The following is a 16,622-nucleotide window of genomic DNA, read 5'->3' as shown; positions in this document are numbered from 1 at the left end:
AAAAAGAAAATTGAGAGAACCTGAAAAATGAGAGTTAGATAGTGAAGGACACGCCAATGCTCTCTCGTGCGTGCCCCCTGAACTGATCTGCTCTTTCACCGGAGGGCAACGATCAGAATTGACCGTGCCCTGAAGGTGGATATTGGCCCTGCCCATCACCAAAGCGTGACGGATAAGAGGGGCCGACTGGCATTGATGGTGCCTTACTGCGTGCTAACTCTTTTGCGCACGCTCGCAGTGCCTTTTGCATCTCCGCTGCTGAATCAAACCGCTCATCTGGCTCTTTTTGCAGTGTACGATTGACGAGCTGCTCCAGCACGGTGGGAACCTGTGGACTGAACTGACGCAATGGTGGCGGATTGGTTGATGCATGCTGCATGGCGATCGAAACCGCTGTCGGCCCTACAAAAGGAGGCCGGCCAGCCAGCATCTCAAACATCACAACACCAAGAGAATAGAGATCGGAAGAGGCGGTCAGGTTTTCTCCGCGTGCCTGTTCGGGCGACAAATAATCGGCCGTGCCAAGCACGATACCACTATTTGTTAATCCTGCATCCTCTGCCACACGTACAATACCAAAGTCGGTAAGCTTCACCCATGCGCCTCCGTCGCTGAGGCTACCCGCGCCGCCGCTCCATGCCAACATGATATTTTGCGGTTTAATATCGCGATGAATAAAACCACGTGCATGCGCAACTTGCAATACTGCACAGACCTGGGCCGCAATCTCTATCGCCTCGCGAGGTTGTAATTGACGGCGCTGCGCAATCAGTTGTTTTAACGTCGGGCCATGAATATACTCCATCACCAGAAAATACTGGCCCATTTCTTCTACAAAGTCATAAATAGTGACGGCATTCGGATGTGCGAGCGCTGCGGCAGCGCGAGCTTCACGGCGGAAACGCTCGACTGCACGAAGATCATTTTTGTCCAGGGAGCGCAGCACTTTAATTGCTACAATGCGCTCCACCCGGTGATCCCAGGTTTTGAATACGCTCGCCATACCACCAGTAGCGATATGCTCACGAATCTCGTACCGTCCAGCGATCAGTGTGCCTTCAAATTGGTTCAACGTCTCACCTCAAGCGACCTGGGCGAATACTTTATAAGAAAATTCCGTTTCAGAGGGTAGTATACCATTAATGAGTTATGCCGTCGAGTGTTACATGACCAGCGTCTATCCTTTATTTCGCCTGCTGATAACAAGCAAGCATATTTTATGAATGCGCTAGCTATAGCCTGAAAAGGCCCCGGCGCGTTACTGACGGGGTATGGAAGATGCTCACTAAAGAAGAATGGACCGCTAAGGCAGCGGCCATATTGCCAGCGGTCCATGCGCTATATTTATCCAGGCAGGGAGCCTGTTTGTGCGCGCCCCTACGCGCCCCAGGCCATACGCGAATCCGCATCCAGGTTACCGCTGGCCTGCGTTAGCTGTACGGTACTATCTTTCTGAATGCTATAGGAGCCGGTTTTCGAATCTTTTACCACGCTGGCCAGCCAGAGATCGAAGATATTGTCATGATAATCATAGTAAGCGATCTGCGATCCATCGGGTGACCAGACCGGCTGACTGAGATACTGGCTCGTCATAAGTTTGGTGGACTTGCCATACAGCGAGAGGCCTTTCTGGGAATTGGCGGCGCTATTGGGATCAAATGCAGGATCATTGGGATCGCTGGTCACGCCGTTTACCACAGACATTGTATACAGGCTCATATGGGTCGCATCGTCACGTCGTACATAGATCAGTGTATTGCCATCTGGTGAAAATGAAGGCTGCATATTCGTCAAATTAGCTTGTTCCGGAGTAAGCGCCACGCTGGGATCAATCTCGTTTCCATAGGCACCCGGATGATATTTCTGTGCATAAGGGTTATCAGGAAATTGTTGGACATTATCATTGATGGCATTCACATCAATCAGATTGATCTGCACCGCCAACTTTGAATAATCAGGTGCTATATACTTATAGCTTGTATATACAAGCTCATCTTTATGGCCCGCGCCAGGTCGATATGCCGGATCGCGCAATCCTCCCGCACCAATAGCTGTATATGCCACCGCTTGCGCACTCTCTGCATTAGCCTGTGTTAATCTGTCATGGATAGAGATTTTAAAGACCTGTAAGTCAAGGATATCCGCATCGTAGTTACCGACTAGCTTTGGGTCCCAATAATGTTTTTGATTATCCCCCAGGAAATAGATATGTTCATTATCTGGATCCCATGCAGGCTGGGCGAACCAGTGATACGAGCTGCGTACGGAATCTCCCACCGGAATAAATGTTCCAGTGCCCGTGGCAATTACAGTTGGTTTACCACCACTGGCAGGCATATAGGCCAGGTCAGAGTAATCTTTATAGTGAATAATGAACGCGATTAGTTTGCCATTGGGAGAAACGGCCGGATCGCGTACATCCATCCCCCTGGTTAGCTGTTTTGGATGCACTTTATCTTTTCCATCCAGCACATAGAGATTGCGATCCAGGGTGAAATACATCTTCCCTTTAAAGATTGCTTGCTGAACATTTATTTTGACGTCGCCGTTTGCGCCTGTCGTCACACTTTTATAGTTCGTATCGGAGCCTTCCAGGCAACCTTGCAGACACAGTGCGAGCAGGGCAAAGACGAAAATCAGCTTCCATGGTGGATATTTTTTCATGCTAGTACTTATTACATCTTTAAAAATTAATGGTGCGCTGACTGGCGTCGCACCAGGGGACGTTGTGCTTAGACTGTCTCATGCATCTCAGTTTAAAACCATGGCAACTATTCGTAGGGATAGGTCTATGTAGTACACCTTTAACAGGTCATGGTACACTGCCAGTCAGGGCACCAGCGAATGTTGGGTTTAGACTATATAACGCATCTCAGCTTAAAACCATCGCAACTATTCTCAGGGATAAGAGTATCTTCTATTTACCCATCGCTGTGAACGAGCCAGAGACGGTGAGCAGCATCAGATCCATCAAATTACCAAAGGTTGTTTTATTTGAGATAGTTGCGGTACCTGCATTCAGGCAAGCCAGTTGGTAGCCTGAACCAGTATGAAAGGAGCTCGTAACCGGTACAGAGGCAGTTGTATTGGTTGCAATTGCAGGCTGTGACTGTGCCACACTGGTTCCCGTATTCTCGGATGTAGCAGCCTGTGGGATACATTTAGGATCAATGCCAAACATCTGGCGAATCTTCGCTGTAATCAGTGTACAATTGGGAGCAAAGTTGCCCAGATTATTGGTTGTGATTGGGCTCGAGTAGTTCTGCGTAAAAGAGACGCGGTCCACTTTATTGATATCCACACTTTTGGCTAACTGAGCAAATGAGGCCAACTGAGCAACTGTTAGATCAGTTAGCAAGGAACCATCCAGATCTTTTAGAATTTCAGGTGCTTTCGTAACGATATCAGTGCCATTGAGTTTGACCTTGATCTGGCTCAAAACCTGCTGTTGACGATCGGTACGCCCAAAGTCTCCTCCCAGATCGGCGTGGCGTGTGCGCACATATTGCAGGGCGCTCAGACCATCAAAGTGTTGGGGGCCAGGGGCGATATCGAGGCGTTTATAGCCATATTTGTCGGTGTTCTTACCTGTGTCATCGGGGTAGGCGTCATCAAAGATAGGATGGCTGGCATCGACATCTACACCGCCGATGGTATCAATCACTTTGATGAAACCCTGTAGTCCTACCCAGGCGTAGTGATCGATATGGATACCGTAGTTCTGCTCGATGACATCCATGGTATGGCCGGCGGCGCGCTGGGCTTTTTCTGTTGTTGTATTGCCCTGCCAACCGTGTTCAAATACCTGGTCAATTTTAGCCTGCCCGCCGAGGGTCAAGTCGGAGACCTGCATATCACGTGGAATAGAGAGCATACCAACATAATTTGATTGAGGATCAATAGTGACAATGATCACGGTCTGAGCCAGGGGGTGCCAGTGGCGATATCATTGCCTTTGCCGTCGGTATCACTGCCCAGCAGGACGATATTGGTGCGCTGCGTCAAAGGATCGACGTTAACGGGCTGCTGGGCTCCCGAGTTCTTGCCACCTAAATCGTGTAGCGCGTTATTGCCGGTGATATCGTTGACTGAATTGGCAAAGTTGATCTGATAGTAAGCAAAGGCACCTCCGCCAGTGATAATCAGGAAGGCCATAATGCCAATTACCACACGCGCCCAGAGTGGAATGTGCCTGCGGCCATTATGTCCGGTTCTCGTGGTTCCTGGTGCTACATAAGGAGGAGCAGGAAAGCCTGGTGGCCGATTACCCATGCTGGAACTATTTAATACGGCAGTGCTATTCCATTGTCCACTCCCGAAGCCCTGCCTGTTTGTTTGGACCGAGTTAGAGAAGGCATTGTGGGATGATGCAGGATGAGCAGTGCCACTGGAAAAAGGAGGCTGGCTCGCGGGCACTACTGGATACTGACTCAATCCCCCGGCTTGTGATGGATGTGGCATATCGGATACCGCAGGCTGGTAAGCAGTCGGCACTTCATGCGCTGGAATTGAAAAAGGATTAGCGCCCGGTTGAGCCTGGGAAGAGGGAACACCCTGGCGGGAAGAGCGTCTGGGCATCTGGCGTTGGCTAAGTGGATCCGTCGCAGGTTCGTCGGCTAAATTGCCTGTTTGGATGGTTCCCCGGTTCGCAGGATGTCGTAATTGCCCCGTCTTCCACCTGGTTAACAGCCCACTTTTATCAGCAGAGGCATGATCTTGCGCGCCATTTATATTATTCGCGCCTGGCTTTGATTCAGCAGCGGGTCCTGATGGAGATCCCTGCTGATCACCAGCACCATCCTGGGAAGACTTATTTATAAATTGATGTTTCACCTGCTATACCTGCCTCCTTTTTCACTGAATATGTAACTATCCCCCTTTGGGCCCTTTCTCCCCTCTCCACTATACTATATCCACTTAGTAGCCCAGGTACTTTATGAGCATCATATGTTTTATTTATAATATGGCACAATGATACAAAAAGACACATTTCCTACATATTATAACGAATGGTAGAGTAAATGTTCACGAGTGTGACTGTTGTCTCATCCAAATAAACAGGATCACCTGCTTATATTCGAATATTCCTATTTAATGACCCTTTAGTCTGTGTTTTACATAACCGTAATCAAGCCTTAATTATCCTCTAAATAGAACGTGTTACTGTTGATATGGGGTACATCGGTCGCCCATTTGTCTGATCGCATCTTGTCGATTAGCATAATGTGTCACGATAGCTATTCCAGCTAAACAAGTGCTTCGAGAATCCGAGATTTTCGTACATCGATGAGCAGGTGGTGAGCCAATGCGTGTTGCCATAATCACAGAAAATTTTCTGCCAAAACTCGACGGCGTTACCAGAACCGTATCACGTTTACTTGAACACCTCCATACTAATGGGCACCAGGCGCTTTTATTGGGTCCTGAGTGTGGCATGGACGAATATGCTGGTGCTGAGGTGGTAGGTACTGCCGGATTACCTTTCCCTTTCTATCCAGAACTAAAATTTAATTTTTTTCGACCGTTATTCGTGCGCCGTTTGATTGAGTTCCGCCCTGATATTATCCACGTAGTTGATCCTGTTATTCTGGGCGCGACTGGACTGGCGGCGGCACGTTTACTCAATATCCCGATTATATCTTCTTATCACACAAACCTTGCGGCATACTGTGGACATTTTGGTTTTTCTCTCTTAACCAGGCCAATGTGGCTCTATAATCGCTTTGTCCACAATCAGTGTGCTCTGACTTTCTGCCCCTCGGCTTCCACGGCCAGCATGCTGACCAGCCAGGGATTTGAACACTTGCGCATCTGGCCACGCGGTGTGGAGAAGCAACTGTTCCAGTCGGGCCGTCGCAGTGAGTCGCTGAGGGCGGAATGGTTACGAGAGCGCAGTGTGCCAGAAGATAAGACCATTTTGCTCTATGTTGGTCGTGTCTCCTGGGAAAAAAATCTGCGTTTGCTGATTCAAGCCTATCGTGAGATGGACCATTCACGCTGTCACCTGGTGATTGTGGGGCAGGGGCCTGCCTTCAATGAGATCCAGCAAGATCTGAGCCAGTTACCAGTAACTATGACTGGCTATCTCAGCGGTGAAGCCCTGGCGACAGCTTATGCATCAGCGGATGTGTTTGCCTTTCCATCCTACACTGAAACCTTTGGTCAGGTAGTACTGGAAGCAATGTCATCTGGATTGCCGGTGGTTGGTGTACGGTCAGAAGGTGTGTGTGACCTGGTTAAGCATGGCCAGACAGGTCTGCTATTGGATGCTGCAACTCTGTCGGAACAAGAGCAGGTAGCAGGATACCGCCAGTACCTGGACAGACTGATACTGAACGCTGAAGAGCGCAAGCATATGGGCCAGCTGGCAGAGAGTGAGGCGGCACAGCGTTCATGGCATGAGGCAATGGAATGCATGGTGCAAGGCTATCGAGATGTGGTGGCGCGTTCACAAGTGCTAATCGCGGCTTAATTGTTTATCTCGATATATTCCGCCAGGCTTTAGACGTCAAAGCGGCAGCTTAGAGGGGTCCCTCCGGTAGTGCCCATGCTTTGCCGTCTGGTCCGGCGGTTAGTACCTGCACTCCTTGTTGTGTGATTGCCAGCGTATGTTCAAAATGGGCGGATGGTCTGCCATCTTCAGCGACCATGGTCCAATGGTCAGAGAGTGTTCTGACCCGTTTAGAGCTCATAGTGACCATTGGTTCAACCGCAATTACCACGCCCGGTTGCAACTTAAAGTCTCCTAAAGCCTGATAGGGTAGCGAAAAATAATTAGGTACCTGGGGCATCTCCCACATCTCACGGCCAATGCTATGTCCAACCAATCCCTCCACAACAGTGAAGCCTGCCCGCGTCACATACGCCTCCATCTCGCGTGCCACCTGGCTCCAGTACTGGCGTTGGGGTATCAACGTAATGGCCAGGCGTAGCGCCCCCTCGGTTACTTCTAATAGACGCCGGCTCGTATCATCGATCTGTCCCACCGCATGGGTGACCGCTGCATCCCCGCACCAACCTTGATAGCGTACCCCGGTATCGATGCTCACGACATCCCCTTCGCGCAGCGCACGCGGGCCTGGAATACCATGAACCAGCTGTTCATTGATAGAGATGCAGGCAACTGCTGGAAACGGTACCTGCCCCGTAATATCTGGGACCCCTTTGAAGAGTGGCTCCGCCTGTTGCGCCAGCATAAACTTTTCCATCGCGGTATTGATCTCAGCAGTAGTAATGCCCGGTCGAATTAATGCGGCTGCCACCTGGTGGGCCTGCCAGGTCAGCAAACCAGCCTGCCGCATCAGCGCAATCTCTGCATCTGATTTTAAATTCTGATTATGATTCTGCTGTTGCTCTTGCATATGCCCCTCAATCCCTTGGATGTTATGCTTTTCAACATCCATATTATAAAATCCCTATCCATCAATAATATTATCTCCAGGGCATTGAGGGCAACCTTATGGAAAGAACCACAGGGCTTTTTCATGTTCCTCTTTGACGCCTGTGGCGCCGGGTGGAGAGAGTGTGGTGGACGAACATGAAAAAGCCCTGGAAGAACCATTGCTAATGGTCTGAGGTAAGTTTTTGCAAGGCTTTCTGATAGGCCTGGAGGGTGCGCTGATCAAAGAGGACAAAGTGCACTTGTTGCAGGCTGGTCGGTTGTTGTAGATGTTCGATGGCTGTTTGTAGGGCGATCGGCGCCGCCAGATGGAGTGGATAGCCATAGGCACCTGTACTGATCGAGGGGAAGGCGATGCTCTGTATCTGGTACTGTTCCGCCAGTTCAAAGCAGCGTTGGTAGGCTCCTCTAAGCAGCTCAGGCTCATTGCCACGATCCTGATAGATGGGGCCGACGGCATGAAAGATATAGCGAGCGGGAAGATTTCCGGCACTGGTTGCCACTGCACTGCCAGTCGGGCAGCCGCCAATTTTGCGGCATTCCTGCATAAGCGTGGGTCCGGCGGCCCGGTGAATGGCACCATCCACCCACCTCCACCGGCCAGAGCCGCATTGGCGGCATTGACGATGGCATCGACTGCTACATCGACGATATTTCCCTGGTTTAGCAATAATGTAGTCGCGTTGATTCTATGTGTGGTCATAACAATTTCCTGATAGTGGATATATTAATCAAACAGTCTCACGTTAAACAACTACCAAGACAAGAGGTGTTATAAGTTATGGATAAATCCATAAAAAGTTATTGAGGATGCTATGAGAGATGGAACATAGCCCTTATAAGCATCAGAGGCAACAGGCCTCTTATTGTTGCCTGCATAGCGAAGGGATGATAATCCTTTGGGGACACATGACGCGTCCAATTCCTCCGCGACCAGGGATGCCTAACGGGCTATGTATTTGTGGCAGTGAGAAAAGAGTCACGACTTACTATTTTTTGAGAACAGCCTCCGAGAGTTCTTTGCCGGGGAAAAAGCGTACACGCTCTTTGGCTGGCACTTCGATTGGTTTGCGGTCGCGTGGATTTACCCCCTTGCGTGCAGCGCTCTGGCGCACTTTGAAAGAGCCAAAGCCTACTAGACGCACCTCATCACCATTCTGAAGTGCTTCACGGATTGCCGTGAGAGTGGCTTCTAGCACCTCAGACGCCTGCTTTTGAGAAAGTTTCGCCTGTTTGGCAATACGCTTAGATAGCTCTTGTCGGCCAACGGTTTGTCCCGCTGCCTGTTCTGTCTTATCTTCGGCCATAGGTTCGATTTCCTCCTTGCAACTATCAACACACGTCGCTTGATTGCCCAAAGGCACTTTGCCGGGCTTGTAGAGCGGCGTCACAACCTCACTGCCGATTAGGAGTATAGCACGCGATTTTGAGAAATACAAGCGTCGCACTATCCCTAAAAGTAGGACGTACAGCATAAATCAGCCTGGGAGGCCGATTTATCCCTCTATTCTCGGCCGAAAAAAATTTCATAAAATCTCTATATAAGGTTGTTCTTTTCTAGAATATGGTGCGATTGTATTTGTCATTTTTATTCGCTAAGCTCTTCCATTTGGAGGGGGACAGCAAAACATACAGCCTGCTCTCATGGCAATGTATTGGACACGACATAATATAGAATGCCTGCTTGTGTTTGTTGCTGAATGAGTTGTTTTTGCAGACGTAGATATTCCAGGTGGGCTAATATTTCGGCAACTGCGAGATGCAGGGCTTCATTGCTCTTGAGGCGATCCCCAAAAAGCTGTTGTGTTAGTTGTGTGGCATGCAGAGGTTGAATTGTGAGTAAATCTATAATTTGTTTTAGTCGACGCTGGTGATGTTCAATAATCTCTGCAACCCTGATTGCTAGATGATCAAATGGATCGCCATGTCCGGGCAAAACTTGTTGTGCAGGAAGGGATGCGACTTTTGTCAATGATTGAAAATAGTCTGCGAGAGGATCAGGACGATCCAGAGGCGAATATAATCCAATATTTGGTGTAATGCGCGGTAACACATGATCTGCCACCAGAAAGATGCCATCGCGTTCGCGCCACAGGCCAATCTGACCATCTGAATGGCCTGGTAGCCAGATAACGCGATAGTCTTCTCCGGCCAGCTCCAACACCTGACCATCCTCGATTGGCTGCAAGGCTGTTTGTGGGGGTAGATGTAAAATAGTGCGTTGGAGCTCGGGTGGCAGGCGCGTATACCAGTGTTCAGCTGGTGGCAAGCCATGGCGAGCAAAGAACTGGCTGCTCAACTGAAAATGTGCCTGGGCGCCCGTGCCCCAGGTCTCCTGGAGTCCTGCGCTATCCAGGGGGTGCATCAGGACCGGCACAGCGTTAACTTCGTATACGTCTCCTGCGAGGCCAATATGGTCGGGGTGGCTATGGGTCAGCACAATCGCCTGTAGATCTTTCAGGTTCAAGCCAGCCTGAGCGATACCGGCAAAGAAAGCCTCGCGTGTGCTGGGATTGCCGATTGCCGCATCTACCAGAACCCAGCCTGTGGGTCCGACCAGGGCATAGACATTGACGGTTTTAAGTGGCGTCGGAATCGGGAGTGTAATTTGCCAGATATGATCTGCAACCTCGCGGACCAGAGGTACTCTCTCTTGATTCAGGGTTGTTGATGTGGATGGTGGTTGCTGTGTCATTGGGAAATATCCTTTGACGCGTTAGCGGTTGTAGCCGTGGACAATTCGCAAAAAACTCCTTAAGGAGATATGCGCGCTAAAAAGATTTGTGCATAGCAATCTATCTTTGAATTGTATTTTTCTGGAAAGACAAATGTCAAACTTGTTTGCCGCCCATGACTATTTTGTTCTTTGGTTATGGCATAGAAGTCGAATGAAGCGAGTTAAAAACCGTTAAAGCTTTTTATACCACTTGTGGGCATCAACAAAAAAAAGTTATCCACAAGTTATCCACTTGCAGGCGCAAAATTGGTCGGAAAGACTCTTTTCCCAGATGCCTAAGAAGTGTTACAATGAAGTGGGGCAAAGTGGGGAATTTTGGTGAGATTGTATTGCTGGTGGTGGAGATGGGGAAGTATATCCGAATAGCGCAAATTTTCTGAAAGATTTCACAAAGGATATTTCTGCAACTGCCGTTTGAGAAAGTATGGATGCGATCTATGTTTCTTGGTGAATACGAGCATACAATCGATGCAAAAGGACGCATGGCGATTCCCGCCAGGTTTCGTGCGCAGATGGATAAGGGTGCGGTCATCAGCAAGGGTATGGGGACCTGCCTTTCCGTTTATATGACGGAACGCTGGGAGGAGCGCTCAAACGAGCTGGTTGCAGGTATGTCGAGTGACGAATTGCGCGATTTTGAACGGCGTATCTATCCAAGTGCCAGTGAAATTGATTTGGATGCCCAGGGACGTATGGTGATCCCGGCAAAATTGCGAACTTATGCCAATTTAAGTAGTGAAGTAACTATTGCCGGTGTGCGGGACCACTTTGAAATCTGGGATCGCGCCACCTGGCAAGCGTATCAAGAGCGACTCGATGCCGAAGGAAGTAATATTCCTTTCTAAATGATGTAAAAAATACATATCAGGTTTGACTATCTAGAATTTATCTTTTGATGACTATGGAACATACACAACACGTGTCAGTGATGTTGGATGAGGTGTTAGAGTATCTCCAGCCAATACCTGGAGGGCTCTACATCGATGGTACGTTAGGCGGTGGAGGCCATACTGCAGCGATTCTGGAGCGTAGCGCTCCAGATGGGAAGGTCCTGGGCATCGATACCGATAGCCAGGCATTGGCACGTGTGGGCGAACGATTGGCTGAGTTTGTTGCCAATGGCCGCCTGGTGCTGGCCCACGGCAATTTCTCTGACCTGGCGGAAATTGTAGAACAGACTGGTTTTGGAAGTGGACACGGGGTGCAGGGTGTCCTGTTAGATCTGGGGTTTTCATCGGACCAGATGGACAATCCCGAGCGTGGATTTGCCTTTAGTGCTGATGGTCCATTGGATATGCGCCTCGATCAGGCGTTGCCGCTGACTGCTGAAGACCTGGTCAACGGCGCGAGTGAACAAGAACTGGCGGATATCTTCTGGCGTTATGGCGAAGAGTCCCGTTCCCGTCAAATCGCGCGCCGGATTGTGCGCGAGCGGGAGAAAGCGCCCATCACTCGTACAGCTCAGCTAGCGGCGCTGATAGCCGCCGGCGTTCCACACAAACCTGGCTCTATTCATCCGGCAACGCGCGCTTTTCAGGCTTTGCGCATCGCTGTTAACCGCGAATTAGAGCGCCTGGAAACAGTGTTACCTCAAATTGTGGATGTTCTTGAAGGAGAAAAAAAGAGCGATGGAGGTGGTCGGGAAGGGGAAAAAGGGAGGATGGTGATCATCGCATTTCATTCTCTAGAAGATAGAATTGTCAAGGAATTTATCCGGCGTGAGGCCAAAGATTGCCTCTGCCCACCTCGCCTTCCTGTATGTGTTTGTGGTCATAAAGCACGTTTACGTAACTTGACAAACAAGCCTGTCACACCAGGTGAACAGGAGATCGCCAACAACCCTCGTGCTCGTAGCGCCAAATTGCGAGCCGCTGAAATAGCGAATAATTAATTCGTAGTGTGTTTGCTATGAATGCATTTGCTGATAATGGTTCAATATCTCGAGGGAATGTAATGTATGTATGGCTTGAAGAAGCTCAATAACTCGGCAGCGCCCAGACCGGTGTTTACCGCCCGCAGACGGCGTCCATTGCGCCCCTTTTTCTTTCATATGGGGCCGGTGGCTTTATCGATCACCAGTGTGTTGCTGATCGCCCTGATGGCTGTGCTCTATCTGGCTCAGGTAGGACAGGCTGCCGTTGCCAATCAACAATTGCAGCAGGCACGTAGCAAGCAAGTAAGCTTGCAGCGCGAAAACCAGGACCTGGCCCAGACCATCGCCATTGAGCGTTCACCGGCCTATATTAGTGAGCAAGCGAAAAAAGCTGGCCTGGTTCCTGTTAATCCAGCCCAGGTCAATGTAATCAAAATTCCTAATTTACAGCCTATCCACGATCCAGGACCCGATAACTAGTGTGCCATTCGATCGACTGTTTTGAACAGCAAGTTATGAATAAAATGCCATATGAAGTGACAGGTTAAACATTGTCTGAATGAGGAGACTGTGTAGATGAGTACAGAATTACGCCGTGCACGTAACCGCCAGATGGTCATCTTTCTGCTGGTTTGTGTGGGCATGGTGATTCTTTCTGGACGACTCTACGACTGGCAAGTTATCCATGGTCCACAGCTGGCTCGGGCAGCCGATGCCGAGCATATTCAGAATCAAACGTTGAACGCGCCACGCGGCCGTATCTATGATGCGACGGGCCAGCTGCTGGCCACCAATGTGGTGCGCGACGACGTCTATATCGAGCCATCGCAACTGGTCACTGATTATCCCGATACCTATCAGGCTGAACGGGATGCCGTGATTCAGAAGCTCAGCGGTGTACTGACCAATATACCGTTAGAGAAACTGAAAAGCGCCTTTGATTCTTCTGTTCCAACGGTACGGGTGGCCATCTCAATCACACCTGATCAGAGTCAGAAATTGAAAGATCTGCATCTGCCCTATACCTTTCTAGAGCCTCGTACCTGGCGCACTTATCCTGGTGGCGACCTGGCGGCTCAGGTGCTGGGTTATGTGCAGGAAGATGCCAGTGGTGGTTCTCCGCAGGGTATTTATGGCGTTGAGAAAAAATATAATACACAACTTTCTGGCAAGGCCGGCAGTTTTACGGCCGAAACCGATCTCAATGGCAATCCATTAACCGTTGGCCCCAGTGCTGAGCAGGACGCAGTTAATGGGGATGATATTACCCTGACCATTGATAGCACCATCCAATATCAGTTGCAGAACGAGCTAGAGGCTCGCGTCAAACAGATGGGAGCGGAGAGTGGGACCGCCGTCGTGCTGAATGCCCGTACCGGCGCGATCGTCGCTATGACTGGAGCCCCCACCTTTGATCCTAATAATTATAGTAAATATGCCTCAGATACGGGCTGTCGTGGTCAGCTAGAGGTCTATAGCAATCCCGCGCTCTATTGCGCCTATGAGCCTGGTTCAACCATGAAGGCGATCACTATGGCCGCCGCCCTGGACCAGCACCTGATCAAACCGACCGATACCATCCAGGACACCGGGACGCTGACCTTTAATGATGGAACCCCTCCGGTTGAGAACTGGCATAACCTTGGGTACGGTACCGAGTCCATGACACAAGTTTTGGAACATTCAGCCAATGTAGGCGCAGCCTGGGTGGTAACCCAAAAGCTGGGTAGCAAAGGCTTTTATCCTTACCTGCAGCGCTTTGGTTTCGGTCAGCGCACCGATGTTTTAGATCCAGAGTCAGCTGGCACCTATCGTACACCGGACTCAAAGGATTGGTCGCCCAGCGACCTGGCACGCCAATCCTTTGGCCAAAGTATTCAGGTGACGCCCTTACAAATGGCGTCGGCCTATCAAGCCATTGCCAACGGCGGCACGTTGATGCAGCCCTATCTCGTCTCGTCGCTGCGAGATAAAGACCATACAACTACCATCCAGCCGCACGAAGAGCGACAGGTTATCAGTGCGGAGGCGGCAAAGACGCTGGGTTTAATGTTAGAGAGTGCGGCTAATTACAATAAAGAGGGTGTTCCAGGCTATCGCGCCGCCATAAAGACTGGAACGGCAACTATACAGGGTTTAGTAGACACGAATACCGATGCCTCAATGGCAGGTTTTCTACCGGTCTCGAACCCCCAATTTGTGATCCTGGTGAAGATCGATCACCCAACAGCGACTATCTATGGAGGAGGCGCGGCTGGCCCTGTATGGAGAGAGATCGCGCAACAACTGATGTGGCACTATGGTATTCCTCCTGATGCGGCTGGCTAAAAAGCGTCGCAAGCATCGGCGGGGAAACGCGGCTGATCGGATAGCGCAAAACTTTGTAGTGCACGAGGAGTGGAAGTGGCTGTGAACAGGGGATGTAGTGTGTTGACAAGGTGTGAGTGAGATGAAAGAAAAAAAGAAACGTCCACAGCAGAGCTCGAATGTCCCGCAGGGACAGCAAACCGAACTGAGCGCTACCTGGCAAGAACTGCTAGGACGGCGAGCGCCCAGCGTGCCAGGACAAGGTCCAGGTGATAGAGAGCAACCGGGTAAGGACCCAGAGGTCATCCCCACGCTCGAAAGTGATCCCTGGAGTACGTTAATACAAGCTAAGGGTGTTGAAGTCGTTGATCTGCATAAAACGCGCTTACAGATCAGCGATCAAGAAGTCGAGCAGATGCTCGAGGTTATGCAAGAGCAATCCGCTCAGCAAGATGACGAGGGTTCATCGTCTAAGCAGCACTAACTTATGAACCTTGCTAGACATAATTGTATTAGAAAAGATGTTCTATGTCAAGGCCATGACGTGTCAGCTTTTAGCTTTAAGCGCGAATTCAGTGAAAGAAGCTTCATGCCACAAGATAAACTCAATCGAGGAAAGAATGCCGGTGAGAATCCAATCAGGGGTATGCGGCGCAAAGAGCTTGCTCCGCCTACCTTCCGCTCTCCCGCTCTTGAATCGATAGAACAAAAGAGCCAGCGACCCTCTGCGGCCAGAGGAACCAGGCGTGCACCATTGCCACCTCCAACCCATGGAGCCAAGCAGGTGAAGCGCAAGGCGACCCAGGCCGTGGTAGGTCGGCGCGTCAAAATGAGTTATGCGGCAGAAGATACGCTGGCGGATAGCAGGGCAATACCGAAAAGTCTGCCGCGCATGAGGAACAGGCCATTAAATATCGTGGAAGCCCAGACGCCAACCGCGCCCGATACTCCTGAGGTGTCTCCACAGGGGCCGGTAGAGTTGTCGCCAGGTGGACGAGGACCTTCGGGACGTACGGTGTTGCCGCGTCATACAGCTGACCTTCTGCGCAAACCACCTGTGCGACCGAGTAAGCCCCTGCAGGTCATCAGTGAAGAGGAACAGGAGAAACTGGCGGCGCTAGAGATGTTCTTGCCGCGTGTGCCGGGCAAGCCTGATCCGATCTTGCTGGTGGCGGTGCTGGCCCTGTTATGTATCGGCCTGATAATGGTCTATAGCGCCAGTTCATTTGCGGCGGCGCGTTACTTTGGAGATGCATCGTACTATTTTCAAAAACAATTGTTAGGCGCGGTGTTAGGAGTTGTGGCTATGCTGGTAACGATGAGAATCGATTATCGCATCTGGCGACGCTTCTCCTTGTTAGGACTGGCTATCGGGCTCCCATTGTTGGCGGCGGTACTATTTGTTGGTTCCAGTGCCTATGGGGCCTCGCGCTGGTTGGTCTTTGGGTCATTTTTCTCATTCCAGCCCAGCGAGTTGATTAAACTGGTGTTGGCTCTGTATATTGCTGACTGGTTAGCCCGCAAAGGAAAACAGGTAGGTACCTTTCTCTATGGTTTAACGCCCTTTGTTTTGTTAGTGGGCCTGGTGCTGGGACTGGTACTATTGCAAAAAGATATGGGCACGGCCTGCGTTATCGCGGCCCTGACCACAGTAATGTTTTTTACGGCAGGAGCGAACATTTTACAATTTTTGCTGGCCATGGGATGTGGATTCTTAATCTTTTTGTCCCAGGCTTTTAGCGGATATCGCTATTACCGTTTGATTGGTTTCCTTAATCCGTTTAAATATACGACTGACATTAATTTGCAACTCTATCAATCGCTATTAGCCCTGGGCTCGGGCGGCTGGTTGGGGGTTGGTCTGGGGGCAAGTCGTCAGAAGACTGGCTATTTGCCATTGCCCTATATTGACTCTATTTTTGCTATTGTAGGTGAGGAGATGGGATATATTGGCTGTATGGTTGTGATTGCCTTGTTTATGGTGCTGGCATTCCGTGGTTTTCGCCTGGCGCGTCGGACCCAGGATGTCTATGGAGCTTTGCTGGCAACAGGCATTACCACCTGGATCGTGGTGCAGGCCATGATCAATATAGGTGCGACAACTGGAACCATACCTTATACGGGTGTCCCATTGCCATTTATTAGCTTTGGAGGCACCTCGCTCGTCATCTCATTAGCAGGAATCGGGGTTCTGTTGAATATTTCTCGCTATATTCAAGCTCCGGAAGATCCTGCACTCTCCCGGCAGACCATTACAAAAAGGCTAAAAAGGAAAGTAGCGAAGTAGAGGCTGCGAGGCCTGTACT

The 16,622-nt window shown here is 50.2% G+C and carries 15 protein-coding genes; 7 read left to right on the top strand and 8 right to left on the bottom strand.

Annotated elements, in window-relative coordinates; all coding sequences use genetic code 11:
• Window positions 1-112 precede the first annotated feature (112 nt).
• The 4 genes from EL645_RS09010 to EL645_RS08995 all read right to left on the bottom strand — a co-directional run bounded on the left by EL645_RS09010 (window position 113) and on the right by EL645_RS08995 (window position 4,833).
• Complete coding sequence (locus tag EL645_RS09010; RefSeq protein WP_126549710.1) at window positions 113-1,072, bottom strand: protein kinase domain-containing protein; 960 nt, start codon at window positions 1,070-1,072, stop codon at window positions 113-115.
• A gap of 305 nt (window positions 1,073-1,377) precedes the next feature.
• Window positions 1,378-2,664 carry a TolB family protein gene (locus EL645_RS09005; protein WP_126549709.1) on the bottom strand — a complete coding sequence of 429 codons (1,287 nt, stop codon included), beginning with the start codon at window positions 2,662-2,664 and terminating at the stop codon, window positions 1,378-1,380.
• 253 nt (window positions 2,665-2,917) lie between these two features.
• On the bottom strand, window positions 2,918-3,916 hold the full coding sequence (locus tag EL645_RS09000; RefSeq protein ID WP_161977243.1) for an LCP family protein: 999 nt from the start codon (window positions 3,914-3,916) through the stop codon (window positions 2,918-2,920).
• Window positions 3,913-4,833 (bottom strand): hypothetical protein, encoded by a 921-nt coding sequence (locus EL645_RS08995; protein ID WP_126549707.1) that lies wholly within the window; start codon window positions 4,831-4,833, stop codon window positions 3,913-3,915. The genes EL645_RS09000 and EL645_RS08995 overlap by 4 nt, the downstream gene beginning before the upstream one ends.
• A 472-nt stretch (window positions 4,834-5,305) precedes the next feature.
• Between EL645_RS08995 and EL645_RS08990 the strand changes: the two genes are divergently transcribed.
• On the top strand, window positions 5,306-6,472 hold the full coding sequence (locus tag EL645_RS08990; protein WP_126549706.1) for a glycosyltransferase family 4 protein: 1,167 nt from the start codon (window positions 5,306-5,308) through the stop codon (window positions 6,470-6,472).
• A gap of 49 nt (window positions 6,473-6,521) precedes the next feature.
• Here EL645_RS08990 and map read toward each other — a convergent pair whose 3' ends face one another.
• The 4 genes from map to EL645_RS08970 all read right to left on the bottom strand — a co-directional run bounded on the left by map (window position 6,522) and on the right by EL645_RS08970 (window position 10,094).
• Window positions 6,522-7,361: a type I methionyl aminopeptidase gene (gene map, locus EL645_RS08985; RefSeq protein ID WP_126554092.1), complete on the bottom strand. Its 840-nt coding sequence runs from the start codon at window positions 7,359-7,361 to the stop codon at window positions 6,522-6,524.
• 202 nt (window positions 7,362-7,563) lie between these two features.
• On the bottom strand, window positions 7,564-7,986 hold the full coding sequence (locus EL645_RS08980; protein ID WP_218031794.1) for a macro domain-containing protein: 423 nt from the start codon (window positions 7,984-7,986) through the stop codon (window positions 7,564-7,566).
• Window positions 7,987-8,388: 402 nt separating this feature from the next.
• Window positions 8,389-8,706 carry an HU family DNA-binding protein gene (locus EL645_RS08975; RefSeq protein ID WP_126549705.1) on the bottom strand — a complete coding sequence of 106 codons (318 nt, stop codon included), beginning with the start codon at window positions 8,704-8,706 and terminating at the stop codon, window positions 8,389-8,391.
• 335 nt (window positions 8,707-9,041) lie between these two features.
• On the bottom strand, window positions 9,042-10,094 hold the full coding sequence (locus EL645_RS08970; protein ID WP_126549704.1) for an MBL fold metallo-hydrolase: 1,053 nt from the start codon (window positions 10,092-10,094) through the stop codon (window positions 9,042-9,044).
• A 479-nt stretch (window positions 10,095-10,573) separates the two neighbouring features.
• Here EL645_RS08970 and mraZ point away from each other — a divergent pair, with 479 nt between their 5' ends.
• The 6 genes from mraZ (at window position 10,574) to ftsW (ending at window position 16,603) form a co-directional block, all read left to right on the top strand.
• Complete coding sequence (gene mraZ / locus EL645_RS08965; protein ID WP_161977242.1) at window positions 10,574-10,981, top strand: division/cell wall cluster transcriptional repressor MraZ; 408 nt, start codon at window positions 10,574-10,576, stop codon at window positions 10,979-10,981.
• 50 nt (window positions 10,982-11,031) lie between these two features.
• Window positions 11,032-12,027: a 16S rRNA (cytosine(1402)-N(4))-methyltransferase RsmH gene (gene rsmH, locus EL645_RS08960; protein ID WP_126549702.1), complete on the top strand. Its 996-nt coding sequence runs from the start codon at window positions 11,032-11,034 to the stop codon at window positions 12,025-12,027.
• A 66-nt stretch (window positions 12,028-12,093) separates the two neighbouring features.
• A complete protein-coding gene (locus EL645_RS08955) occupies window positions 12,094-12,489 on the top strand; it encodes a septum formation initiator family protein (protein WP_126549701.1) in 396 nt (131 codons plus the stop codon).
• 96 nt (window positions 12,490-12,585) lie between these two features.
• Window positions 12,586-14,337: a peptidoglycan D,D-transpeptidase FtsI family protein gene (locus EL645_RS08950; protein ID WP_126549700.1), complete on the top strand. Its 1,752-nt coding sequence runs from the start codon at window positions 12,586-12,588 to the stop codon at window positions 14,335-14,337.
• Between the two features lie 121 nt (window positions 14,338-14,458).
• The gene (locus EL645_RS08945; protein ID WP_126549699.1) at window positions 14,459-14,800 is read left to right on the top strand and encodes a hypothetical protein; all 342 of its coding nucleotides are present in this window, start codon (window positions 14,459-14,461) and stop codon (window positions 14,798-14,800) included.
• A 105-nt stretch (window positions 14,801-14,905) separates the two neighbouring features.
• On the top strand, window positions 14,906-16,603 hold the full coding sequence (gene ftsW / locus EL645_RS08940; protein ID WP_161977241.1) for a putative lipid II flippase FtsW: 1,698 nt from the start codon (window positions 14,906-14,908) through the stop codon (window positions 16,601-16,603).
• Window positions 16,604-16,622: the final 19 nt, after the last annotated feature.

The organism is Dictyobacter kobayashii (assembly GCF_003967555.1).
In the GTDB taxonomy this organism is placed as follows: domain Bacteria; phylum Chloroflexota; class Ktedonobacteria; order Ktedonobacterales; family Ktedonobacteraceae; genus Dictyobacter; species Dictyobacter kobayashii.
The sequence above is the reverse complement of the archived record's forward strand: the minus strand, read 5'-3'. Positions and strand labels throughout refer to the sequence as shown.